The organism is Drouetiella sp. (genome assembly GCF_059504425.1).
Map to the genome: position 1 here is coordinate 79,799 of NZ_JCACIN010000046.1, position 22,736 is coordinate 102,534.

General features: G+C 48.2%; 23 protein-coding genes. 8 read left to right on the forward strand and 15 right to left on the reverse strand.

Features of this window, described 5'->3' with window-relative positions; translation table 11 throughout:
• The first annotated feature begins 698 nt into the window (after positions 1 to 698).
• The 3 genes from AC5JMP_RS11095 to AC5JMP_RS11105 all read left to right on the forward strand — a co-directional run bounded on the left by AC5JMP_RS11095 (position 699) and on the right by AC5JMP_RS11105 (position 6,543).
• Positions 699 to 2,657, forward strand: coding sequence for a hypothetical protein (locus tag AC5JMP_RS11095; RefSeq protein ID WP_495851524.1), 1,959 nt, complete (start codon positions 699 to 701; stop codon positions 2,655 to 2,657).
• Positions 2,658 to 2,990: 333 nt separating this feature from the next.
• Positions 2,991 to 5,051: a CHRD domain-containing protein gene (locus AC5JMP_RS11100; RefSeq protein WP_495851525.1), complete on the forward strand. Its 2,061-nt coding sequence runs from the start codon at positions 2,991 to 2,993 to the stop codon at positions 5,049 to 5,051.
• 229 nt (positions 5,052 to 5,280) lie between these two features.
• Positions 5,281 to 6,543 carry a cyanophycinase gene (locus tag AC5JMP_RS11105; RefSeq protein WP_495851526.1) on the forward strand — a complete coding sequence of 421 codons (1,263 nt, stop codon included), beginning with the start codon at positions 5,281 to 5,283 and terminating at the stop codon, positions 6,541 to 6,543.
• Here the strand turns inward: AC5JMP_RS11105 and AC5JMP_RS11110 are convergent.
• From AC5JMP_RS11110 to AC5JMP_RS11120, 3 genes are all read right to left on the reverse strand, one after another.
• Positions 6,538 to 7,851, reverse strand: coding sequence for an Nramp family divalent metal transporter (locus AC5JMP_RS11110; protein ID WP_495851527.1), 1,314 nt, complete (start codon positions 7,849 to 7,851; stop codon positions 6,538 to 6,540). The two genes, AC5JMP_RS11105 and AC5JMP_RS11110, sit on opposite strands and share 6 nt — an antisense overlap.
• Before the next feature lie 556 nt (positions 7,852 to 8,407).
• The gene (locus AC5JMP_RS11115; protein WP_495851528.1) at positions 8,408 to 9,532 is read right to left on the reverse strand and encodes a THUMP domain-containing class I SAM-dependent RNA methyltransferase; all 1,125 of its coding nucleotides are present in this window, start codon (positions 9,530 to 9,532) and stop codon (positions 8,408 to 8,410) included.
• A 149-nt stretch (positions 9,533 to 9,681) separates the two neighbouring features.
• Entirely contained in the window at positions 9,682 to 10,587 is a 906-nt protein-coding gene (locus AC5JMP_RS11120) for a TauD/TfdA dioxygenase family protein (protein ID WP_495851529.1), read from the reverse strand.
• A 365-nt stretch (positions 10,588 to 10,952) separates the two neighbouring features.
• Between AC5JMP_RS11120 and AC5JMP_RS11125 the strand changes: the two genes are divergently transcribed.
• Both AC5JMP_RS11125 and AC5JMP_RS11130 read left to right on the forward strand, forming a co-directional pair.
• Complete coding sequence (locus AC5JMP_RS11125) at positions 10,953 to 11,162, forward strand: hypothetical protein (protein ID WP_495851530.1); 210 nt, start codon at positions 10,953 to 10,955, stop codon at positions 11,160 to 11,162.
• Positions 11,163 to 11,231: 69 nt separating this feature from the next.
• On the forward strand, positions 11,232 to 12,248 hold the full coding sequence (locus AC5JMP_RS11130; RefSeq protein ID WP_495851531.1) for a polysaccharide pyruvyl transferase family protein: 1,017 nt from the start codon (positions 11,232 to 11,234) through the stop codon (positions 12,246 to 12,248).
• Here AC5JMP_RS11130 and AC5JMP_RS11135 read toward each other — a convergent pair.
• From AC5JMP_RS11135 to AC5JMP_RS11175, 9 genes are all read right to left on the reverse strand, one after another.
• Entirely contained in the window at positions 12,243 to 12,512 is a 270-nt protein-coding gene (locus AC5JMP_RS11135) for a hypothetical protein (protein WP_495851532.1), read from the reverse strand. The two genes, AC5JMP_RS11130 and AC5JMP_RS11135, sit on opposite strands and share 6 nt — an antisense overlap.
• A 266-nt stretch (positions 12,513 to 12,778) precedes the next feature.
• Entirely contained in the window at positions 12,779 to 13,741 is a 963-nt protein-coding gene (locus AC5JMP_RS11140) for a sulfurtransferase (protein ID WP_495851533.1), read from the reverse strand.
• A 278-nt stretch (positions 13,742 to 14,019) separates the two neighbouring features.
• Positions 14,020 to 14,178: a hypothetical protein gene (locus AC5JMP_RS11145; protein ID WP_495851534.1), complete on the reverse strand. Its 159-nt coding sequence runs from the start codon at positions 14,176 to 14,178 to the stop codon at positions 14,020 to 14,022.
• Positions 14,179 to 14,210: 32 nt separating this feature from the next.
• A complete protein-coding gene (locus AC5JMP_RS11150) occupies positions 14,211 to 15,227 on the reverse strand; it encodes an aliphatic sulfonate ABC transporter substrate-binding protein (RefSeq protein WP_495851535.1) in 1,017 nt (338 codons plus the stop codon).
• Between the two features lie 30 nt (positions 15,228 to 15,257).
• Positions 15,258 to 16,076, reverse strand: coding sequence for an ATP-binding cassette domain-containing protein (locus AC5JMP_RS11155; protein WP_495851536.1), 819 nt, complete (start codon positions 16,074 to 16,076; stop codon positions 15,258 to 15,260).
• 131 nt (positions 16,077 to 16,207) lie between these two features.
• On the reverse strand, positions 16,208 to 17,011 hold the full coding sequence (ssuC, locus tag AC5JMP_RS11160; protein WP_495851537.1) for an aliphatic sulfonate ABC transporter permease SsuC: 804 nt from the start codon (positions 17,009 to 17,011) through the stop codon (positions 16,208 to 16,210).
• 27 nt (positions 17,012 to 17,038) lie between these two features.
• A complete protein-coding gene (locus tag AC5JMP_RS11165) occupies positions 17,039 to 18,220 on the reverse strand; it encodes an acyl-CoA dehydrogenase family protein (protein ID WP_495851538.1) in 1,182 nt (393 codons plus the stop codon).
• A gap of 35 nt (positions 18,221 to 18,255) precedes the next feature.
• Positions 18,256 to 19,389: an FMNH2-dependent alkanesulfonate monooxygenase gene (gene ssuD / locus AC5JMP_RS11170; protein WP_495851539.1), complete on the reverse strand. Its 1,134-nt coding sequence runs from the start codon at positions 19,387 to 19,389 to the stop codon at positions 18,256 to 18,258.
• Between the two features lie 53 nt (positions 19,390 to 19,442).
• Positions 19,443 to 20,027, reverse strand: coding sequence for a Crp/Fnr family transcriptional regulator (locus AC5JMP_RS11175; protein ID WP_495851540.1), 585 nt, complete (start codon positions 20,025 to 20,027; stop codon positions 19,443 to 19,445).
• 415 nt (positions 20,028 to 20,442) lie between these two features.
• On the opposite strand from AC5JMP_RS11175, the gene AC5JMP_RS11180 reads away from it, so the two are divergent.
• On the forward strand, positions 20,443 to 21,300 hold the full coding sequence (locus AC5JMP_RS11180) for a prohibitin family protein (protein WP_495851541.1): 858 nt from the start codon (positions 20,443 to 20,445) through the stop codon (positions 21,298 to 21,300).
• A 38-nt stretch (positions 21,301 to 21,338) separates the two neighbouring features.
• Here AC5JMP_RS11180 and AC5JMP_RS11185 read toward each other — a convergent pair whose 3' ends face one another.
• A complete protein-coding gene (locus tag AC5JMP_RS11185) occupies positions 21,339 to 21,521 on the reverse strand; it encodes a hypothetical protein (RefSeq protein WP_495851542.1) in 183 nt (60 codons plus the stop codon).
• Between AC5JMP_RS11185 and AC5JMP_RS11190 the strand changes: the two genes are divergently transcribed.
• Both AC5JMP_RS11190 and AC5JMP_RS11195 read left to right on the forward strand, forming a co-directional pair.
• A complete protein-coding gene (locus AC5JMP_RS11190; RefSeq protein WP_495851543.1) occupies positions 21,520 to 21,693 on the forward strand; it encodes a hypothetical protein in 174 nt (57 codons plus the stop codon). The two genes, AC5JMP_RS11185 and AC5JMP_RS11190, sit on opposite strands and share 2 nt — an antisense overlap.
• A 49-nt stretch (positions 21,694 to 21,742) precedes the next feature.
• Positions 21,743 to 21,955, forward strand: a complete 213-nt coding sequence (locus AC5JMP_RS11195; protein WP_495851724.1) for a helix-turn-helix domain-containing protein — start codon at positions 21,743 to 21,745, stop codon at positions 21,953 to 21,955.
• 35 nt (positions 21,956 to 21,990) lie between these two features.
• Here AC5JMP_RS11195 and AC5JMP_RS11200 read toward each other — a convergent pair whose 3' ends face one another.
• Positions 21,991 to 22,485, reverse strand: coding sequence for a PIN domain-containing protein (locus AC5JMP_RS11200; RefSeq protein WP_495851544.1), 495 nt, complete (start codon positions 22,483 to 22,485; stop codon positions 21,991 to 21,993).
• Positions 22,482 to 22,721: a UPF0175 family protein gene (locus AC5JMP_RS11205; protein WP_495851545.1), complete on the reverse strand. Its 240-nt coding sequence runs from the start codon at positions 22,719 to 22,721 to the stop codon at positions 22,482 to 22,484. Before AC5JMP_RS11205 ends, AC5JMP_RS11200 begins: the two co-directional genes overlap by 4 nt.
• Positions 22,722 to 22,736: the final 15 nt, after the last annotated feature.

Sequence of the window (22,736 nt, forward strand, 5' to 3'; positions counted from 1 at the left end):
CCTTGCATTTGCTCAGGAATTCTCTAGATTTGCAAGTTTCATCAATACCCCAGGTATGACCCAAAAGTTAGGGCGATTGCTCTTTCCAAAAAGTTACTATTTTTCACTTCAAAGGCTCAGGTATGACTCAAAAGTTACGTCTATTGAGGGGAGCGATCGTTCTCCCTGTTGAAGTCTAGCCTTTTTATCAAGCTGTCTGCGCCTTCCATAGTTTTAGGGTCAGGTTACACGTCAATATCCCTGGTTTGACCTAAAAATGCCCCTGGTTTGACCGAAAAATACCTTTGATACGTTCCAAAAGTTACATTGCGCAGGACTACACTGCCGATTGCTCATGGGTTTCAAAAAAAGGTTACAAGTTTGATCTCTTGATCATTTGATCGGTGGGGCTTTCTAGACCCCTGTAACCTTGCTGCTACATTGACTTTGGATTAACAGATCAAAAGCTGAAGTTCTTCAAATCCAATTAAAAACCCTAACTCTATTTGAGTCAGGGCAAAAGTCCATTCCGCAGAATGGAGGCTGGGACTTAATCTCAATTGAGCTTGGCGGCTTTGAGTTAAGTCACATATGTGTTGCTATATCCATAGTAAAGTCAACGGGTTCGCAATTGCAATACAAGCGATCGCATCCCGCAAGTTGATCTTATTTTGTGGGGCACTCCATTCTGCAACTCTTCAAGTGTGGAGTGCTGTTGTGTGTCTATACGTTCATCTGCTGTAAGTCTATCTGCTACAAATTCATTTCAATCCGTTGAGGATCAGAGCGATCGCTTTTTCAATCTGTTCCCTCACCGATTCGACTATATTTATGCCGAGCACCCTGAGCCTGCGCGATCGCCCAATTGGCAGACTGAGCGAAGACATCCTCTGTCAAGCCGAGTTTTTCAGCAGGGTCGCTACTTGTTTGGCGTTCGCTTTGGCACTCAAACTCAGTATTGTCTATTGGATATTGATAGAGGCAGCATCTATCATCCTCAGAGCGATCCGTTAGCCCTTTCACGAATTAGTGCAGCCCTAGAAGCCGTTGGGTTAGAAAGTTATGTAGCTTGTACCAGTTCCTACTCTGGAGGGCTTCACCTTTACTTTCCCTTCGTTGAATCTCAAAATTCCTGGGAATTGGCGGCGATCGTCACAGCCCAGCTTGAAAATGCAGGCTTCTCGATCAAACCAGGTCAGCTTGAAGTTTTTCCTAATCCCAAAACCTATGTTGAAGGCTGTCCCAGCCTATTCAATGCCCACAGATTGCCCATGCAAGCGGGATCTTATCTGCTTGATGAGAGCTTTCAGCCTGTCTGGAGCGATCAGATGCGCTTTCTAGATCAATGGGAGTTTATCAAAAATCGAAATTCGATCGATCGCAAAACAGTCAAGCGGCTTCTTAAGCAGGTTAAGCGCACCCAATTTAGAGTTTCTGGAAAAGCGGATAAATTTATCGGCGATCTGAATGCCGAGATTGAATTGGGCTGGACTGGTTCAGGACAGACCAATCGCCTCTTGGGTCGTATTGCCATGCGCGCCTATATTTTTCATCACGTAATTTCTGGCGGTGCGCCTCTGGAGGGCAAGGCGTTAATTGATGAAATTGTGAATACCGCTCAGTCTTTACCTGGCTATCGCGACTACTGCAATCATCAGCATGAAATTGAGCAGCGGGCAGAAGAGTGGGCAAGATGTGTACAAGGTAGCCGATATTTTCATTACGGAGATCTAAAGGGGAAATATAAGGCCAAGCAGGAAGATGTCATTGCGATCGCCGATCTCCCCAACTGGAATCAGCATCAATCTGGCTCAGCCCGCGATCGAATTCGTAGAGCGATCGCAGATCTGTTGGAAAAAAACAGTTTGCCTATAGGAACAACAGCTCGGTTTCATGCCTTGATAGGTTACGGAATTGGCGGAGGTTCTCTTTATCGCCATCGTGATCTTTGGCATCCTACTGAATTGGTTGAATTTACAGAGGAGCTTACAGAAATAAATCAACCTGTGGAAAACCCCCCGCACCCCCCAAATCTTAGTAAGCCTGAGAAGTTCGATTGCGAGGAAGTCGCATCGAACTCTCATAGTCTTACAAGCTTATTATCTACATCAGGCGGTAATGGTATTTCTGACAAAGGGTTGAGCGATCGCACCTCTGAGATATCTTTGGCAGGTGGTAATTCGTTTCTAGACGGTTCTCTGTCTTTACATCGGAGGCAACAATACCTGGCTTCAGGCGATCCAATCCTGGTAGCGGAGGCTCTGACTTGGATGAAGGCAAGTTCTGGTGTTTCCGAACCTGGATTCAAAGCTGAGAGTGACCTATCTTCTGTCTCCCCGATGTCTGAGAGTAGGCAGGTTCTATCTCGAAGCGTTCAGGAAGCTCAGGAAGAGCCACAGGAGACAGCTTGGCGTGATCTATCAGACACCTTGGTAGCCCTCTCGGTCAACATCAGGCTGCTTGGATGGAGCCGAATGCAGGTTAGATCCAATCTCTTGGATCTATTTGATAAAAGCGATCGTGCTTTGTTGTCAGACGTGGAGCTGGGGCAATGGCTGTCTTGGCTGACCGCTAAGGTAGATGCTTGCAGTCAAGCAGCAGGGCAGATCTCTCAGCCTGAAAGAGGCGATTTGATTGGAACTCGATCGGCAATATTGCCGCCGATAGGTTCCAATTAGAGGTTTTGAGTCCAGTCAAGCCTGCTTTTTGAAAAAATAGCCTGTACTCGGTTGACATCTAATCCATTGAGTTTGCTATACTTCGGGGGTAGAAGACGATTATCGATTCAAAAAAGTCTTGAGATTTCACAAGTAGATATGTCCCGGACATTGCAGCAACGAGCGTTGCACCTGCACGTCTTCGGCTATTTTTTTGCATTCACTCACACGTTCAATATTTCTGGAACCAGCATTTCTAAAACCAGTATCTCTGGCGATCGTTGGGTGCTTCTGCCAAAGCGATAATCGTCCTTTTACGTATTTCTTACTCTTTCTTTAATTCAAGGAGCAATCATGGCAGGACTTGATCATCAAGAACAGCATGAACAGCAAAATGCTATTGGCGCAGTAGATCTCTCTACTAATACTGCTGCTAGTACCGCAACGGGTGGTTCAAAGGGTTCCTCAGTTCAGTCATCAGATCTTGAGGCAAATCTGAACAGAGCGTTTGAGTCAAACCACACATCGCTAGATAACGTTCAGGTGGTTCGCGGTCTCGATCTCAAGGGCTTGAAAAAAGAGGATTCATTTAATGATGATGTGGGAGTCAAGGGTGATTTTCTGACTCCTGGTGCGGGTAAGAATACGGTGACTGGCACTGCGGATAAAGATCTCATTGATGGCAGAGGCGGCGGAATCAACACGATTACTACAGGTGCAGGTAAGGACAGCATTCTGCTTGGACGTGAAACAACCAACAGCGTGCTGGACTTTGACCTCAACTTGGATCGACTTCTCTTCACCAAAGAGATTGATCTCAACAATGTTGTGATTGCGCAGGGAAAAAACCAAGATGCAAACAGCTTGGATTCTGTCAATAATGCCTTAATCATCGACAAGTCAGAAGGACATATTCTGGCATCTCTGAAATCAATTCAGGCTACAGCACTTCAGGGAATTGAACAGTCTGGTAGAAAGGGCTTTAGCTCGGTTGAAGATAACGTGTTCAATACGCTCAACACGCTAAAGTTTGATACGACGAAAGAAGGAGATGGGCAGCTAGCTGGTTCCGCGGGTCGGGATAAATTGGTAGGTCGAGGCGGTGACGATATTCTAGGGGGTGAAGCGCCTGTTGTTGTCGCTCCTCCAAGTGGCGGCGCAAATCCAACGCCTCCAGTCACGCCTCCAGCCACGCCTCCAGCCGATGATCATGACCATACAGGTGCAGGAGCTAGCAGCGAAAATCATGTCGATCTAGGTCAAGTTGACGTGGTTCGTGGTCTTGATCTGAAGGGATTGAAAAAAGAGGATTCCTTCAAGGATGATGTGGGAGCTAAGGGTGATTTTCTGATTCCTGGCGGGGGCAAAAACACCGTGATTGCCACTGGAGATACGGATTTGATTGACGGTCGAGGCGGTGGGTTTAACACCATCACCACGGGTGGCGGCAAAGACAGCATTCTACTAGATGGTAAAACCACAAATCGCATCTTAGACTTTGATCCAACTAAGGATAGATTGCTCTTTACTCAGGGCATGAATCTTGACAATATTGTCATCGCGCAGGGGAAGAATCCAGGCAAAGGTGGAGTCAACCAGCCGCTAGATTCGGTCAACAATACGTTGATTATTGATAAATCGGATGGGCATATTCTGGCATCTCTGGCATTCACCAAGGCAACCTCTCTTCAGGGAGTTGAGCAATCTGCTAGAAAGGGCTTTAGCCTTGTTGACGACAAAGTTTTCGACACGCTCAACACGCTGAACTTTGCTAAAACCCAACAGGGCGATGGCAAGCTATCAGGTAGCCAGGGACGTGACAAAATGGTCGGTGGCGGCGGCAATGACTTCCTTTACGTGGGCGATGACGGATTCAAGATCGGCACGGCAAAGGGCGATGGCAAAGGAGAATTTCCTTTCCCTAACGACAGTCCTGGAACCAGTGAGGCAACTGCGACTCTGAAGAATGGCGTACTTAACTTTACGGGCAAGTATCAAAACTTTGATGGAGCGCCGCTGTTTAGCCAAAATGAGACTGTGATTGATCCCAAAGCCACCATTCTCAACGGCTCTGACCCAGTCTCTCTAATCAATGGCTTCTTGAAGGTTCCACAAGACGTAGAAGGGAATAAAATCTCTGGCACTCACCTGCACTTTAGCCCCTCCCAAGATAGCCGAGGCGACTTCGCAGATGCTACGGTGATTCGCTACTTCAACAATACGCCTACTGATGCTAAGTCAGGCACTATCTCCGGTGAGTTTGAACTCACGCCAGAAGAGCAGGCTGCGTTCTTAGCTGGAGATCTCTACGTCAATATCCACACTAATGTAGATACTGATGGAGACGGAAAGGCAGGCTTCCCAACGGGCGAAAATCGCCTTAACTTCAACCAGAATGTTGTTAGCCTTGTGTAGCGATCGACTCTAAAGCGGGCAGAGAAGATATTGTTGCCGTGCCCTAACAATATCTTCAGCAGCAGATGTCCATAATTTTCTCACTTAGCCCATGGGTTAAGTGAGAAAATTGCTATAGCGATTCCAGATAACCTGTGAGATGGTTTGCTATATGTAATTGTGACTTAAACTACCGATAAAGCGAATTCTAGTTGCCTACAGTGGGTGAGGATTTCATCTAAGAAAGGTTATGAAAAAGCAGCTAGGTTGGGTATTGGGTGCGTTTCTATTTTTTTTAAGCCTCAGCTTTCTGCCGTTTAGTTTGAATGCAGCCCAAGAAGCCCCTGGAATGCCCTCTCTTGTAATTATTGGGGGTTCTTTGCGGTACGACAATGCTGAAGTGTTTAACAAAATGATTGAGCTGGCGGGTGGGGCAGGAGCCAAGATTGCTGTTTTTCCTACAGCCAGCAGTAGCCCTGTGAAAAATGGTCAGCAGACTGTGGATGCCTTTAAGCGCTATGGCGCAGATGCGATACTGATGCCGATCGCCCTAAAAAATATTGATGTAGATTACAAGGTCGCAGTCAACGATCCGGTGCTGATTGCCCAGGTTAAAAGCGCAGACGGCATTTACTTTATTGGTGGCGATCAGGCTCGAATTACGCAGGCTTTGTATACTGAGACGGGCGATCGCACTCCCATGCTAGATGCCATTTGGGAGGTCTTAAATCGAGGTGGCATGATTGGTGGCTCTAGCGCTGGGGCAGCGATCATGAGCACCACCATGTTCAAAAACTCAGTTGACGTTTTGTCTACGATGAAAGTGGGCGTAAAAGAGGGAGGCAGCATTGACAAAGGGCTAGGCTTTATCGGTTCAGAGGTGTTTGTCGATCAGCACTTTTTGACGAGGGGTCGCTTTGCCCGTGCTTTAGTCGCCATGCAGGCTAAAGGCTACAAGCTGGGAATCGGCGTAGATGAGAATACGGCACTCGTCGTTTTTCCAACCACAGGAACGGTAGATGTAATTGGCTACAAAGGTGCATTGGTGCTAGATCTAGCCGAGACAACGACCGATGTTGCCGTTCCTCAATTCAATCTCCGCAACGCCAAATTGACCTACCTCGATCGCGGGGATCAATTTAACCTTAAAACCAAAACAGTAACATTGCATCCCGATAAGCTGAATGACGTAAAGGTGGATACTAACGATCCAAAATATGAACCTTATTTCACAGAAGAACTCTTTGCAGCAGACATTTTAGAGAACACGGCAGTGGTCGATCTAATGGCAAATCTGATTGATAATAGCCACAAAGAGGCGATCGGGTTAGCCTTTACCCAAGCTGTCGATGTTCCCGAACCCGACCTAGGGTTTGAGTTCAAGTTTTATAAACAATCAGACAGCCTGGGATACTATACAGGCACCTTTGGAGGAGAAGACTATAGCGTTGAGAATGTCCATCTAGATATAACGCCGATACAGATGGGTCAGCCGCTCTATAAAAAACTATAGCCAGCTTAAGGCGGTCTGTACCAGTAACCAGATGTTTAATCCTGCAATGATCACGGCGATCGCCCATGCCATTATCTTCAACCACTTGGGATTGACGAACTCGCCCATGATCCGGCGATCGCTTGTAAACATGACTAGAGGAACGACTGCGAAGGAGAGCTGGAGACTCAGAATCACCTGGCTAAATACCAGCAGAGTTCCTGTGCTTTGTTCGCCAAAGAAGATAATTGCGATTAAAGCAGGAATAATTGCAAGAAGCCGACTGGCGAGACGACGTAGCCAAGCGGGCATCCGAAACTGGATGAAGCCTTCCATCACAATTTGCCCTGCCAGAGTAGCGGTGAGCGTCGAGCTTTGCCCCGATGCCAAGAGCGCTACACCAAAGACAGCGCTGGCAGCACTGACTCCTAGCATGGGTGACAGCAGCTTGTAGGCATCCTGGATTTCAGCAACGTCTTGATTGCCTGTCGTGTGAAAGGTTGCAGCAGCAACAATCAAAATGGCGGAATTGATCAGCAGCGCTAGAGACAGGGCAATGGTAGAGTCGATCGTACAAAACTTAATCGCCTCCCAGCGCTTGACTGAGGTAGGTTGCCATGCGCGAGTTTGCACAATGGAGGAATGCAAATAAAGGTTGTGGGGCATGACGGTTGCCCCCAGAATCCCGATCGCCAGATACAGCATATCTGGATTGCGAATGATTTCGCGGTTGGGCACATAGCCCGCTAAAATGCCGCCCAAGTCAGGACGAGAGAAGAAAATCTCGGCTGCGAAACAAATGCCGATCGTGCTGACCAAAACAATGATCAAAGCCTCGACATAGCGAAAGCCTTTGTTTTGCAGGAACAGGAGCGCCAGTACATCTAACGCCGTGAGGCAGACTCCCCACACTAGCGGGATGTTGAACAATAGATTGAGGGCGATCGCGCTACCCAAAAGCTCTGCCAAGTCACAGGCGGCGATCGCGATTTCACAGAGAATCCACAGGATGAAGCTAGTGCGTGGACTGAAATATTCTCGGCAAGCTTGCGCTAAGTCTTTGCCAGTTGCCACCCCTAGCCGAACACACAAAGCCTGTAACAAAACAGCCATCAAATTCGAGAGCAAAATCACGCTCAGAAGCGTGTAGCCGAAGCGCGAACCCCCTGCAATATCTGTTGCCCAATTGCCGGGATCCATGTAGCCCACTGAAACGAGATAGCCCGGCCCAGCATAAGCCATTAGCTTGCGCCAAAAACCTCCACCACTGGGAATAGGAATGCTGCGATGGACTTCAGAAAGGCTGGGGCGAGGGTTGGAGGATGTCATGGTGAAGTGCCGACCATTTCATAATCATTTCATAAATCACGATAACACTAATTGAGAGGCGCTTGATTCTCTCCTATGCCTGAACTTGGAATATGCCGCTGGTTGAGGATATTCAGAATTGTGTGCAGCGATTTCCACACCCTTTTAAGGAGTCCTAAAACCTAAAATTACGCAATCTTTCCTTTGACCGCTTGAGTCAACAAATAATGAAGTCTACGCTTGAGTCCAGGAATAGGAAAAATCTGTAACCCAACCTCTAGTCATCCCCAACTCCGCCTCTTCAAAAGACTCATACCCATTTAAGACCCAAACAGGGCAGATGATTTTTGAGAGCCGCGCGGAGCGCGGCTCTCAAAAATCATCTGCCACCTCATCAATTTAGTTGGTATCACTAGATCGCAAACCAATGCTCACGCTAGGAATACTCGTGTCTGGTCCCCCTAAATTCCCCTTAAATAAGGAGGACTTTGAGTTCTGAAGTCTCCTCTTTAAGTGGAATTTAGGAGGATCGAGTGTAAGCTTTGCGATCTACTGAGACTGTTTGTGCTTGATTAAGTCAGTACAGTTCATACTTCATGAGTTGACAGGGTAAAGTGCCATTGTAAACTGCAAACCTTTGCGACGATTTTAGCCCGATTGACTGTGAGAGTTCCTTATTGCCACTCAGCACAAACGCCGTCCAGCCTTTGAAGCGTTGCTTCAGCACATCGCCTAATTGTTTATAGAATGCGCCCAAATCGCTATCTCGCCCTAGCCGTTCGCCATAGGGCGGATTGCAGAACACTACGCCGCTGTCTGCGGGTGCGGCAACGTCTTCAAGGTCAATTACCGCTAAATAAACGTGGTTCAGCACACCACAGTGATCCGCATTGGTGATCGCCTGTTCAATCACGTCTCCATCGCGATCGCTGCCCCAAATCGGCGCGGGAAGGCTGTCGTGCTGGCTAGTTTTGGCTGATTGAATCATTTGTTCTAGCAGAGGTCGGTCAGCGTCAAGCCAGGTTTCAAACCCAAATTGTTCGCGAAATAGACCCGGCGCAATGTTAAGCGCCTTCAAGCTTGCCTCTAACGGCAACGTACCAGAGCCACAGAGTGGGTCATAAAACATCTGCTCTGGCTGCCAACCCGACAGTTGGATTAACGCGGCTGCCAGTGATTCCTTAAGCGGTGCAGCGCCAACAGCTGGGCGGTACCCTCGACGGTGCAGACTCTGACCCGAACTGTCTAAGCTGACGGTACATACGTCGCGTTCAATATGTACGCTGATTTGCACATCCGGAGATTGCAGCTCGACATCAGATCGATCGCCTAGCCGTTCTTGCTGCTGATCGACGATCGCCCGTTTGACCTGAAGTGCCGTGAAATGGGTATGGTTAAGTTGCTCACTTTTGCCCGTCGCATTGACCGCCAAAGTTAGGTCGGGTGTCAGATACTGCAACCAGTCGATCGTCTGAATTCCACGATAGAGATCCTCTGCATCTTGGCAGGGAAACTCATGCAGCTTCATTAAAATCCGGAAAGGTAACCTAGCCCAAAGGTTAACGCGATACAGCAGAGTGCGATCGCCTGCAAACGCAACGCCACAGAACCCTGGCTCTACGGCATTGGCACCCAACTGCTCTAACTCCTGTGTCGCCAGCGTTTCTAGCCCTCGCGCCACTGTTGCAAAATACTGATTCATTCATGCGACTCATAACTGCAAGGCACCGTGAAGCTCACTCGCCCTTAGCAATTATATCGATCGCAAGAAGATCTGTTTTTCTCGATTCGGTAAGGAATGGGGTAATCCTTGCCTAAATACCACTACCCATGAACTGTTGATAAATGAGATTACACGGCAACGACTTGACGAGTATAGGCAGCAGAGTCGCCTTTGATCGCCTGACTGTGTTTTCCCTCAATACTCACTGGCAGATCACCGCCGATCGTGACGCGCTGAACGCGACGAGGCTGGTTGCCGTAATCATCGATCGCATAATGTTGGGTCGCACGATTGTCCCAGAAAGCCACGTCACCTACCTGCCAGCGCCAACGGACAGTATTCTCTGGGCGGGTGATGTAGGATTGCAACAGTCGAATCAAATCGTTGGATTCAGTTTGAGATAAATTTTGGATACGACGAACGAATCCGCCGATGAATAGTCCGCGATCGCCTGACTCTGGATGAACTCGCACCACAGGATGCAGCGTTTCATAAATTGTAGACTCAAATATAGCCCGGTAAGCCTTCTGCTTTTCGGAATATTGGGGAGTCGCGTAGTCGTAGGCATTGGTATGAACTGCCCATAGCGAATCAGCCAAACTCCGCAGATGGGGCGGTAAATCTTGGTATGCGGTTACAGAATTTGCCCAAAGCGTGTCACCCCCCACAGGTGGAATGTCAACAGCCCGCAGGATAGAGCCAAGGGGAGGGCGATCGACAAAGGTGACATCAGTATGCCAACGATTTGCTGGAGCCACCGTGCGACCATAATCGAGATCGAAGACTTCTGGATGTTCGGGCAGAGAAGGCACAGTTGGATGAGCTGCCGTGAGATTACCAAACCGCTGCGCGAAATCGATTTGTTGATTTGCGTCGATCGCCTGATGGCGGAAAAAGATGACTTTATATTGAATTAGCGTTTGACGAATCTGCTGGATCAGGTTATCACTCAGCTCAGCACCAAGGTCAACGCCAGTAATTTCAGCCCCGATCCGTCCGGCAATAGGCTGAATGTCAAAGTGGAAAGAACTCATGGAGGTACGCCTCTTGTGGAAAAAGTGAAGAATTCTAATCTACGGTAAATCAGTAGATTTAAAGATGTTTATCTACAAGCGCTATCTTTCCACAAAGACAGATGAAAAGCAAGAGAGGAACATTTGCTTTTTTATAGCGCTTTTCACTTCAGTGAGATACGGATTATTTTGAAAATTCTGCTCCGCAAGGCTTTCAAAGATAATCGATTTCAATCGAGCGCGAAGCACCATAACCATCAGTGAGAGAGATTTCTTGATCATCGAAATTAGTTCATGCTAATTTTGATGGCAGCAATCTACGGTAATCTGATAGACTTACAGTAAATTAATCAATGCCGAGCTAGACTTTATAGGACAAATCACCCATGGTAAGCACTATCCCAGTTCAAGACTCTGCTCAACCTCATGCTCGGTATCGAGCGAGAAGATTCCATACACATCGCTTGAAGCGCCCTTGGAGCTACGGACGCGGATACGGGGTGATTGTGGGTGTTGCGCTACTTGTTTTAGTAAGTCTTGCTATCGTTCATCTACATCAAATTTGGCAAGGGCGATCGCAGCGGCTCAGTCAATAGCTCATAGCCCCAGAGCTAACTTACAGTGAGCGCTCTGATTCACTTTTACCCAATGACCATAAGGTTCGTATGATTACACTGCTGAGAAGACCAGCGAATCCACTGCTTGTACGCGATCGAGGTACGCTGTCGGTTCCGCTTACCTGGGTTGCCAGTACACCCAATTGTCCTCTTGCCAATTTAGGAGATGCCCTTAGCCCTATCCTTGTTAGCGCTCTGTCTGGGTTGCCCATTGTACACCGTCATTTTGACGCTCCTCAGAAAAAGTTGGCCTGTGTGGGAACGATCGGTCATGCGCTGAAGAATGGTGAGGTTCATCTTTGGGGAACAGGGGTAGATAAAGCAAAGCACCCCATTGATCGCAATCTTGCCTATTATCAGAAACCTCCGAAGACAAAGTTTCAAGTTCATGCGCTGCGAGGTGCCTTTAGTGCCCAGGCTTTCCAGCAGCAGGGCATTGAGGTGCCAGCGGTGTATGGCGATCCTGTCTGGTTTTTGCCTTCGCTGATTCAACCTGCGATCGAGAAACGCTATGAGCTAGGGGTTATTGTCCATCTCTCAGAACTAGAATCATTGAACGAGACGGCAAATGTACGTGAGGAGCTGATTCGATATCGGGTGCCTGAATCGATCGCTGCTGATGTTCGCATTATCACAACTCTGAGCCAGCCAACTTTTGAGGCGCTGGAGGCAAAGGTAGAAGAAATTACCGCCTGCAAACGAATCATCAGCACGAGTTTACATGGTCTTGTCATTGCTGAGGCTTATCAAATCCCTTGTGCTTATTTTCAGATCGTTGGAGCAGGGGGTAGTTTCATACAACTCAAAGATCAGCAAGCTCGAATTGAGCATCGCTTTCGAGACTTCTACAGCGGATTAGGTCTGGAACAACTCTTTGTATATGGTCAAGAATTAGAGCAAGAAACTAATTGGGAACAAGTCATTCGTGCCGTAGATCAATTCTGGAGTCCGGTAGAGTGGTCTGCCGAAGCATTTCTAGAGGCTTTTCCGTTACCACTAGCTTTTAATCCTTTGAAAGGTCAAAAGTTTGAACAGCGATCGCTTTTTCATCACATTCGGCTATGACGGCTCAACTTGCAAATCAAGTAGGGAAACCAGGCGAGAGAACCAGTAGACAATTTCTGGATCACAACAGGTTGAGAGGCGGGAAATCTCTCTAGCAAGCTGATACGCTTCCTCACCTTTGGGATGGTCAGTCAGCCCAGCACGAGCGAGTAAAGCTGCCTTCAGATCGCCTGGATAGGTGGGTAACCGATGCTCCTCTTCAGTTGAGATGTGCTGAAGAATGGGAGTCCAGTCGATGCTGTTCTGGACAGTGGAGTTTTGCATAAAATATCCTACGAGTTTGCTAAAGGGCTGAAAATTCAAACATTTATTCACAAAGTTGAAGCAAAGTTATAGTTTCAATTTAAATTGTTTGACTTATAGAAGCAAATATTCTTTTTGCTTGAAACAATAAATTATATTTATCGTTACCGCCAAGGCATTGAGGATAAAGATCCCAACCAAACTAAGCAATACCAAAAAGCCCCATTCTTAACGGAATGGGGCGGGTTTACACGTTTGGGAGACAATGATTGGAAGGATAATAATGGCTAAGCGCCTTTACCCACTTCGATCGGTAAGTCAGGATAGGAGGAGTATTCCGTCCAGGAACCTTCGTAGATCCTGACCTTCTCATATCCAAGCACATGCTTTAGCACGTTGTATTGCAGGGTTGCCTCGCGCCCAGTACTGCAACTTACGATAATGTCATCTGAAGAAGAAATACCGCGATCGGACAAGATTTGTCTGATTTCATCTAGCGGTTTCAGCTGGTGAAAATTCGCTTCTCCAAGCGTAAAGGTGACCCAAGGGATATTTTTTGCACCAGGAATGTGCCCATTACGTACCCAAATCTCCTGTTCTCCAGCAAAAACTTCGGGAGGGCGAGGATCGATAAAAGTAACTCCGGGTTTTCCGATCAAGGCTTTCACTTGATTCAGCGTGACTCGAATGGATGAGTTGTCTGTGGTAGTAAATTTACCTGGCGTGTACTTGGGAAATTCTTTGGTAACGGGGAGCTGAGCGGCTTTATATCCCGCAAAGCCGCCATCTAGAATCGCCACATCAGAGTGTCCTGTGCGCTCTAGTAAGTAGGCAACCATTGTGGCTCCCAAAAAGTCTCTACCGTCTGAGTAGACGAGAACTTTACTATCGTCTGTTACTCCCGCTTCAGAAAACAGCGATCGCAGCTTGTCCGGTTGCCAGTATTGTACAGGCAATGCACCGTTTGGACCTCGAAAAGTATTGTCGGCGATGTGAACAGCTTTAGGAATATGCCCCACGAAATAATCGAATGGGCTGATCCGCACATCTAGAATTCTCAAATTAGCATCGCTTGCATGCTCTGTAACCCATGACGGAGGAACAAACTGAACTGTAGATGAATTCGCAACCGCAGGAGAGAAGGGGAGTAATGGAAGAACGACGGCAAAAGCGATCAGCGATGTGATGAAAGTGAGAGCCGATCGCCAATTTTTCAAGCGTGAAAGCTGTTTTTCGATTGTAAATCTCATGTCCTGATTACCTGAATTTGTAACTTGAAGCTGTTATCTGCAATTTTCTCTAGACTTGTACTTTGCCTATATCTGTAGCATCTGGAACCTCAACTAATTTTCCTGTTTGCACATCACAGATAAAGCCGCAAATAGGAATGCTGGATGAAACAAGAGGATGAGTGTGAATGTGCTGATCATGATTTGATCAGTGAATTTTCTTATTCCGCAATTGGTGTGGTAAGGCACAAACATTTTGTGTTGCTAGAAGTTTATACGAGATGACGAGCGATTGAATGCTAATAGAAATTCTTCATCACCAGGGACTGCCAAAGTGGACGAACAGCCGGATGTGTCAAAAATAGTGATGTGAGGATGACAGCTAGACCCACCATACAGAAGAGCGTGAGGAAGAATAGTGAATTACTGTCGATCGTAGATTCACTTTTGATCTGCATAAGAAATACCTCAGAAACTAGCAGTCTAGAACTTAACTAGGAAAAATCTTGGAATAGTCCTCGGACGGCAAAAACACCTCATTTACCTGAACCGATTTAGGAATCACCTTGCTCTTGTAGAAGGTATCAGCCACGGCCTGCTGCGCCTCCTGAATCTGAGCATCAACAGGCAAAACCTGCCAACTGCGGCGCTTATAGACTTCTTGCAGAACAACCTGATCGACCTTGATATCTTTAGAGAACCGTTGAGCCACTTCCTGAATGTTTTGAGCAATCCAGTTGCCATTCTCTTTTGCTGCTTCTAGAACCGTTTTGAGCATCGTTGACTGACTTTTAGCGAACTGCTGCGATGCCAGGAAATAGTTACGGCGTTCACGTCCGACGTTTAGCCCTCGAATGTTGCTACTTTGCTGAGCAACCGCTAAAAATGGGTCCCAAATTGACCAAGCATCGACGTTGCCTTGTTCAAAAGCAGCTCGTGCATCTGCGGGAGAAAGGGAAACTACTTCGACCTGATCGGCTGAAACTGATGCCTCTTCTAAAGCTTTTAACAGCAGGTAGTGAGCGCTGGAGCCTTTTTGCAGCGCTACTTTCTTACCTTTAAGGTCAGCGGGCGTTTGAATGGCTGAGTTTTTGGAAACCACAATGTCCTGCGATGCGGCAGATAAGGGCGTAACGCTGACATAGTAAAATTGTCCCCCTGCGGCTTGAGAGAAGATGGGCGGCGACTCTCCAACGCCACCAAAGTCAATCTTGCCGGCATTCATAGCTTCCAGCATCGGAGGGCCTGAAGGAAACAGCGCCCATTCTGCCGTTGCGCCCAGTTCGCTTAATTTCTTGTCCAGTTCTCCTCTGGTACGCAGCAGATCAAGCTCAGTCGCCTTCTGATAGCCAATATGGATCGTCTGACCTGCGCTAGTTGCGGGTGCAGCACTAGGAGAGACTTGCGAGGTGGTTGGACTAGATGAATCACGGGTGCAGCTTGACGCAATCAAGGGAATGCTCAAGCCAATCAGCCCGGAAAGAACGGTTCTGCGTTTTAAATGCATGACTAATTGAGAGATGAATTGATTAAAGAATTACGTTGCAAAAAGCGGTGCTGTGTAGGCTGGTTCTGAAACGGGAGGGCGCTGCCGCTTGAGAATGCGATCGAGGATTTGAACTTTAAGTTCTGCAAAGGGCACGCTGGCAGTATCACGCGGACGAGGCAAAGTAATGGGCAGATTCAGCGTGATGTTCCCTTCCTCAATCACAATGACGCGATCGCCCAAGCACACGGCTTCTTCCACATCATGGGTGACAAGCAGTGCTGTAAATCGCTGCTCTTGCCACAGGGTTTCAATCAAGTTTTGCATGCCGATTCGCGTCAGAGCGTCCAATGCGCCCAACGGTTCATCCAGCAGCAGCAGACGCGGCTGACTAACCAGCGCCCGAGCCAACGCTACCCGCTGTCGCTGCCCCCCAGAGAGCTGCATAATCCACTGCTGAGGACGATCGCCCAATCCGACTTGATCGAGTGCCCACTGTCCCTGCTGCTGCGCTTGATGCTTCAGCCCCAACGACACGTTATCTAGAACTCGCCGCCAGGGCAGCAGCCGGGAGTCTTGGAACATGACCCTAGCATCCCGGTTCAAGCCCTGAAGCACTTGTCCATTCTGATAAATCTGTCCTTGAGTGGGCTGATCCAAGCCGCCAAGAAGTCGCAATAGCGTGCTTTTGCCACAGCCACTCTTACCCACAACGGTAACAAATTCACCCGGAGAGACTTCAAGGTTAATGTCCTTCAATACCTGAAAGTCACCGAAGGCTTTACTCAGGTTTTGAATCTTTAAGCGTGCGCCATTCTCGTACTTTACACTATGGATACTCATACCTTGATACTCTATTTGCGTCATCATACTTTTCTCTCAGATTGATTGTTTACAGCGCTTTGCGCTTGGTTAGGTGTAGGTTATTTTTTAGAAGCCGCGCGGAGCGCGGCTTCTAAAAAATAACTGTGGCTTACGCAATTGAAAATTGCTGTAAGTCATTAAATTCCCTGGCTCGGATGCCAAGGCAGCCACCAATGTTCCAGCACCCGCACGATCGAATCTGCCAGTTTGCCAAGCAGGGCATACATCAAAATACTGAGTACCACCACATCGGTTTGCATGAACTCTCTGGCATTCATCGCCATGTATCCGATTCCAGAATTAGCGGCGATCGTCTCAGCAACAATTAGCGTTACCCACATGATGCCAAGGGCATAGCGCAGACCGACCAAGATACTAGGCAATGCACCGGGCAGAATAATTGTCCAAAATAGCTCACGGGGGCGCAATCCATAAACTTCTCCCATTTCTAGGAGGTTGGGGTCAAGCGATCGAATACCGTGAAATGTATTGATGTAGATAGGAAAAAATACGCCTAGCGCTACCAAGAATAGCCTAGCGGGATCACCAATGCCGAACCAAAGAATGACTAACGGAATCAGCGCTAAGTGAGGAATGTTGCGGATCATCTGCACCGTGCTGTCTAGGAATCGCTCGGCGATCGGCGAAATTCCATTGAGCAAACCTAGTCCAAACCCAATGCTACCCCCAATCAGAAATCCGACCAGTGCCCGATAAAGGCTAATCCCTACATTCGCGATCAGTTCTCCACTCAGAGTAAGCTGAATCGCGGCTTGGACGATCGCTGTTGGAGCGGGCAAAATACGAGTGCTCAGCAATCCGAGCTGAGACAACACTTGCCAAACGAAAATAAGACCCGCAGGAACGATCCAAGGAATGAGCTGCTGTAAGGGCAGCAATCGCCAGGGAGAAGCTGAAGTTTTTGATTGCGCGATTTGCATAGGAGATGACTCACTTTGAGCAACGAGCTATGAATACTGCGTGACTACAGGATGCTCATGATTTAAGAACCAATTGCCGATATCCCGATACTTGTAATCGACCGGATCATGCAGCGTGAAGGTTCGCAGATCTCGCCAGTAGCGATCGAAGCCAAACTGCACGTCTGTTGACCGACTACCCGTTAGCTCAAAGATGTGATTAGTCACTTCCAACCCAGCACGAGTTGCCGCTGCCTTAGTGGCAAATACAGCCACTGCAACCTCTGCCCGCTCCTCATGGGTCAGGGCAGATTCCTTTTCCCAGGCAGCTTGTGCGGCTTGAGCAGTGCGATCGGCAAGAGCGATCGCCGCCGCCAGAGAAGACCAGAGTTCGCCGTAGTGCTGCAAAATATAGGGATCTGCTGTGGCATAGCTAACCCCAGAGGTAATCCAAGGACGGCTGAGCGTGCGCGTATATTGGCTAGCGGCCTCCAGCGCCCCCTCAGCAATGCCCAAATAAACGTAGGCTTTAGTGAGTTGAGCAATGATGCCCAGGAATGTCGCAAAAGCATTGTCGGGTGGATTAGGGTAGCCCAGAATCTCACTCGGTTCAACGCGCACATTATCAAAGCTGATACTACCGCTGGCAGTGCGTCGTTGCCCCACGTTGTTCCAATCGTCGTTGAACGTGATGCCCTCGCGTCCCTTTGGCAGTACGACCAAGAAGGGAACTTCAACCCCTTCTTGAAACGCACCAAATACGAGCTGATCGGCAACCGGGATACCTGTGCCAAAGCCCTTCACCCCATCCAGCCGAAACCGATCGCCTGTGGGTGTGAGCTTGAGGCGAGTGTCCCGTAGATTGATTGAGTTGCCCCAAAACCACTGATGTTCGACAGTGCCACGATAGTAATATTCTTTCTGGGTTGAACTTCCAGAGACATGGGCAAGCGTCGTCAATCCTAGGTGGTTGCAATAGAGCTGTCCAACCGACCCATCTGCCTTCGAGAGTTCTTGCAGCACCTTCATCGCCGTCGGAATACTTTCCCCCGCACCACCATATTCTGACGGAATCACCAATGTCAGTAAGCCCGCCTGCCGCAGACGATCGATCTCATAGGTAGGCAAACCCGCTTCCAGATCACGCGCTACAGCATTGCCTGAAAATTCTTGCGACAGTTTGCGGGCGATCGCCTGATAGTCCTGTTGACGTTCTACAAGTTGAACCATAGTCTTCTCCATCTATTGACGATAATCAAATGCAATTAGCTGGCGATAGCGGGAATTCTTTCGTTGGCAATCACTTCTCCCACTGGGCTAAACTGAAGGCTAGGTGGTGGTAATTTCACATCCACAGGCAGTTTTGGAAACAGCAGTTCTGCCACACGATAGGCTTCTTCTAAGTGCGGATAGCCCGACAAAATGAAGGTATCAATGCCGAGATCTGCGTATTCCAGCATCCGAGCTGCGACAGTATCTGGATCGCCAACTAATGCGGTTCCTGCACCGCCCCGCACCAACCCTACCCCTGCCCACAAATTGGGGCTAATTTCTAGCTCAGCCCGACTGCCCCCATGCAACTGCTGCATTCGCCGCTGTCCTTCCGAATCGCTCCGTGAGAGTGCTGCCTGAGCCGCCGCGATCGTCTCTGCATCTAAATGCTGAATCAACTGATCAGCCGCGCTCCAGGCTTCAGCCTCTGTTTCACGCACAATCACATGTAGCCGGATGCCAAACCGCAGCGTTCTGCCATATTCTGCTGCCCGTCTGCGGACTGCCGCAATTTTTTCGGCAACCTGCTGAGGCGGTTCTCCCCAAGTGAGATACAGATCAACATGCTTGGCGGCAACTTCGATAGCCGCAGGTGAAGAACCGCCAAAATAGAGCGGTGGATACGGCTCCTGCACAGGCGGAAACAAAATCTTGCTGCCTTTGATTTTGAGGAACTCGCCTTCGTGATCGACGACCTCACCCGCCAGCACGCCTCGCCAAACGGTAAGGAACTCATCTGTCAGACCATAGCGCTGATCATGATTGAGATGTAGTCCATCTCCTGCCAATTCAACGGGATCGCCACCTGTCACTACGTTAACGAGCAAGCGACCTTTGGAGAGCCGATCGAAGGTAGCTGCCATCCTTGCCGCCATCCCTGGGGAAGAAATACCTGGGCGAATCGCCACCAGAAACTTCATTCGCTGGGTGACGTGAATCAGTGAAGCAGCAGTCACCCAGGCATCCTCACAAGATCGCCCTGTCGGTAAGAGTGCCCCCGTAAATCCGAGGGAGTCGATCGCACCTGCGAGTTGCTTGAGATAGTCAGGTGTGACCGCACGTCCGCCGATCGCAGTTCCTAAATAGCGACCATCTCCATGCGTTGGAAAGAACCAATGTATATCCATACTGAATCCAAATTCCTCTAGCCTATCGTTAAGTAATAAGATTAAATCGCGCTTCAAATCTGGTAATGCCAGAGTTCATGTTCTTGAACAATAATGCGTTGCAAAGGTAAGCACTGAATCAAGCCTTGTTTCTCAAGTTGGTTGAGAATGCGCGTCACGGTCACTCGCGTTGTGCCGATCGTCTCTGAAATATCTTGATGGGTCAATCTCAAATTGATCAATCGTCCAGTCGCTACATCTTGACCAAATCGCTGGTCTAACCAATCTAGAAACTTGAGAATCTTGATGTCAACTCGTTTCTGGCTGTGAATTTGCATCAGTGTTTCCGCCTGATGCAAGTGAGACAAAAGTACCTTTGAAGCGTTCTGCAACTGTGAAAAAGGAAGAGCGATCGCCTCCACCTTAGTTAAGCACTCCATTTGAAAAGGATCTGCTTGGGAAAAGGGTACACCGACCACATCACCTTCACCCCAAATTCCCAAGGCAACATTGGTACCGTCTTCTAACCAGGTGAGCGTTCGCACAAATCCAGACTCAATCTGCCAGAGGCGATCGAGCTGAGGAGTCAGTACAGCACGGGCGGCAAAGTGATGGAGCTGCTGTTGGGATGAACGGGAGAGCAATGCGGAGACAGTCATAATCAGCGCTTATGAAAAATCGGCGGAGGCATCATGGGCAATTCACTATCAGAACCGTTGTGACCCAAGAATCTGATTTTTAATCATCAGTAACTTGATGTAATTACAGTAGTTTCTTGTAAGCTACACGTTATCACGGTCAACTTGAGAAGGCAAGTCTCTGCCAAAGTTTTCTGATTCTGACGTTTTGGGCAGAATTTTCCTTCCCACAATATTCAGCGCTGCTGATTTCTGGGATGAACATTTTCTAAGGGTTATGAGAATCTGCTAATTTATGATTAAATACTTTAAGTCGATCAATAAGTCGTAGTATGCTGACGAGATTCACAAAGTGAAACCGCTTTATAGGACTCTCAAAGCAGTTCAACCCCAATCTGGTTAATACTGGTGGCAGCAACTCAGTTTTTCCTATCCAATGAATATAGAGTCGAGTAGTCAAACGCTTGCTGCCAATCCTGCTAGAAAGACAAATAGCGATATCTCGATCGCCAGTCGAATGATCTTGGCGCTGTTAATTTTGGCGATCGCCTCTAGCTTCTTTGCCATCATTGGAGCCGGACAGCGCGGCGTGTTGATGCGATTCGGTGAAGTGCAGCCGCAGATTTTGGGCGAGGGCATTCATGTTGTTATTCCTCTGTTGCACACCGTAGAAAAGATCAGCGTGCGCGTTCAGAAGCAGGAAATCTCGGCAGAGGCTTCCTCAAAAGACTTGCAGGATGTCTATACCAAGGTAGCGCTGAACTGGCACGTGATTCCGACTGAAGCCAATTTGATGTTTCAAGATATTGGCGATGAGGAAGTTGTTGTCGATCGCATCATCAACCCAGCCGTTGAAGAAGTTCTCAAAGCAATCGTCGCCAAGTATACTGCCGAGGAAATTATCATTCGCCGCAGCGATGTTAAAGCCGAGGTCGATCAGTTATTGCTGTCTCGTTTAGCCCCATATCATTTGGCGATCGATGATATTTCCCTGGTGCACGTCCATTTTTCTGAGCGCTTTAGTGATGCCGTCGAAGCGAAGCAAATCGCTGAACAGGAAGCCAAACGCGCAGGATTCATGGCGCAGAAAGCTATAAGAGAAGCCGAAGTGAGAGTGAATCTTGCTCGTGGAGAAGCTGAAGCCCACCGCTTGATTCTTGACACGCTGACCCCAGAGATTCTTCGTAGACAGGCGATCGAACGCTGGGATGGAAAGCTGCCGCTGATTGCACCAAACTCTGGCTCAACGCTGTTCGATCTGGAGCTAGAGGATTTAATGACCGCAAATCGCTGACGGCAGAATTTGTTTCACGCGCCTCAAGGACTGGATCTCTAATCCTCAAAATTAGGCGGGTCGAAGACAATCTCATAGGCGATCGCCGGATTGAGGCGTTTCACGACTTTCAAATAATCCTCGGCATCGTTGCGCTTCCGAAACCGAGCCACAATGACATATTGCAGCTTTGGTAAATGTTGAATAATGCACCAGGGCGCTAGAGCATCACGATAGCTCATGGCTCACCTGCCGCCTGTATTCGCACAAGACCATTCACCGCCCTTGATGGCGGCAACATTCCTGATATCATGGGGGTACTTCCTGTTATGGGAATTTGTAGCGTTGGCACAAGCCTCGCGCAGCGATCGCTCTCGTGTTTTCCAGGCAAGAAGAGCGATCGCTGTAGTTTGATCTTATAAAATCATTGAAAACTACGATCGTAGTTTCTGTCAAGCTAAAGATGGGGCGAATCAGGCTGAAAATCCGAGAACTGGCTTCTGAAAAAGGCTGGACATTAAAAGAGGTGTCTAAGCGATCGGAAATTCCCTACAGCACAGTGACAAATTATGCGAGTTCGCCTAGTCTTTCCACCGTAGATTACACTGCGCTACACAAGCTGGCTCGGCTATTTGATGTGGCGATCGAGGATTTGGTGGAGATTTTAGAGGAATAGAGGCGATCGAGTTTCTGCTTGACCGTTCAAGATTGTTACTCAATTTCTGCTTCATCTTGCAGAATTCGATCGTATAGAGGCTTGCTGATCCGAAAGCCTGCTTGATCAATCATACTGTCTAAAACTGGCTTGACTGCTGTAATTAAGTGTCGATGCTTGGCAACTCGCAAGATACCTAAAATTCCAATAATTGATAACCCCAGAGATGCCGCTTCTTGTCTACCAAGTCGTTCATCAATCAAAAGATCGTCAGCTTGAACTTGAATAGCCAATGCGATCGCGTAGGCTTCTCCAGGATCAAGTCCACGATCGCGCTGAAGACTTTCGGCTAGAGCGATATTAGTGAGAGGGCGAATTTGTATCCAGTCTAGGGTGAGAATGGCTTGAATCGTGGGAATTGTGCTGGCATTCGCTAATTCATCGGCAACGACTTGCGGAATAATGACTGTGCCGTAAATGGCGGGCAATATCCAAAGATGATTGGCGATCGCCAGGTTACATAGAGGCGAAGTGTCACTCACAACAATCACAACCAACCTCGTGCTTTGAGGTTTTGTACATCAAGTTGATATTCTTCAAGGTCGTAATGGATGCAAATGCCTCGACTGGCAATCAGTCGCTGGAATTCAATCTGATGGAGTTCAGCAAGTTGGCTAGCACTGCCTAGTGTGATGTGTTCTTGCTGAAATAGAGCGATCGCTAGTTCTCGCCGTAGGTCAGCTTCGGTGAGCGAGAAATTATCTGGAAGGTTGATTGTAATTTGCATTGAGGTTTCTCCTGT

Bases quoted from the DNA above. Each gene is read 5' to 3' on its own strand.
- AC5JMP_RS11100 (WP_495851525.1), top strand. From the start codon at position 2,991: ATGGCAGGACTTGATCATCAAGAACAGCATGAACAGCAAAATGCTATT.
- AC5JMP_RS11105 (WP_495851526.1), top strand. From the start codon at position 5,281: ATGAAAAAGCAGCTAGGTTGGGTATTGGGTGCGTTTCTATTTTTTTTA.
- AC5JMP_RS11110 (WP_495851527.1), bottom strand. From the start codon at position 7,851: ATGACATCCTCCAACCCTCGCCCCAGCCTTTCTGAAGTCCATCGCAGC.
- AC5JMP_RS11115 (WP_495851528.1), bottom strand. From the start codon at position 9,532: ATGAATCAGTATTTTGCAACAGTGGCGCGAGGGCTAGAAACGCTGGCG.
- AC5JMP_RS11120 (WP_495851529.1), bottom strand. From the start codon at position 10,587: ATGAGTTCTTTCCACTTTGACATTCAGCCTATTGCCGGACGGATCGGG.
- AC5JMP_RS11125 (WP_495851530.1), top strand. From the start codon at position 10,953: ATGGTAAGCACTATCCCAGTTCAAGACTCTGCTCAACCTCATGCTCGG.
- AC5JMP_RS11130 (WP_495851531.1), top strand. From the start codon at position 11,232: ATGATTACACTGCTGAGAAGACCAGCGAATCCACTGCTTGTACGCGAT.
- AC5JMP_RS11135 (WP_495851532.1), bottom strand. From the start codon at position 12,512: ATGCAAAACTCCACTGTCCAGAACAGCATCGACTGGACTCCCATTCTT.
- AC5JMP_RS11140 (WP_495851533.1), bottom strand. From the start codon at position 13,741: ATGAGATTTACAATCGAAAAACAGCTTTCACGCTTGAAAAATTGGCGA.
- AC5JMP_RS11145 (WP_495851534.1), bottom strand. From the start codon at position 14,178: ATGCAGATCAAAAGTGAATCTACGATCGACAGTAATTCACTATTCTTC.
- AC5JMP_RS11150 (WP_495851535.1), bottom strand. From the start codon at position 15,227: ATGCATTTAAAACGCAGAACCGTTCTTTCCGGGCTGATTGGCTTGAGC.
- AC5JMP_RS11155 (WP_495851536.1), bottom strand. From the start codon at position 16,076: ATGATGACGCAAATAGAGTATCAAGGTATGAGTATCCATAGTGTAAAG.
- ssuC (WP_495851537.1), bottom strand. From the start codon at position 17,011: ATGCAAATCGCGCAATCAAAAACTTCAGCTTCTCCCTGGCGATTGCTG.
- AC5JMP_RS11165 (WP_495851538.1), bottom strand. From the start codon at position 18,220: ATGGTTCAACTTGTAGAACGTCAACAGGACTATCAGGCGATCGCCCGC.
- ssuD (WP_495851539.1), bottom strand. From the start codon at position 19,389: ATGGATATACATTGGTTCTTTCCAACGCATGGAGATGGTCGCTATTTA.
- AC5JMP_RS11175 (WP_495851540.1), bottom strand. From the start codon at position 20,027: ATGACTGTCTCCGCATTGCTCTCCCGTTCATCCCAACAGCAGCTCCAT.
- AC5JMP_RS11180 (WP_495851541.1), top strand. From the start codon at position 20,443: ATGAATATAGAGTCGAGTAGTCAAACGCTTGCTGCCAATCCTGCTAGA.
- AC5JMP_RS11190 (WP_495851543.1), top strand. From the start codon at position 21,520: ATGGCTCACCTGCCGCCTGTATTCGCACAAGACCATTCACCGCCCTTG.
- AC5JMP_RS11185 (WP_495851542.1), bottom strand. From the start codon at position 21,521: ATGAGCTATCGTGATGCTCTAGCGCCCTGGTGCATTATTCAACATTTA.
- AC5JMP_RS11195 (WP_495851724.1), top strand. From the start codon at position 21,743: ATGGGGCGAATCAGGCTGAAAATCCGAGAACTGGCTTCTGAAAAAGGC.
- AC5JMP_RS11205 (WP_495851545.1), bottom strand. From the start codon at position 22,721: ATGCAAATTACAATCAACCTTCCAGATAATTTCTCGCTCACCGAAGCT.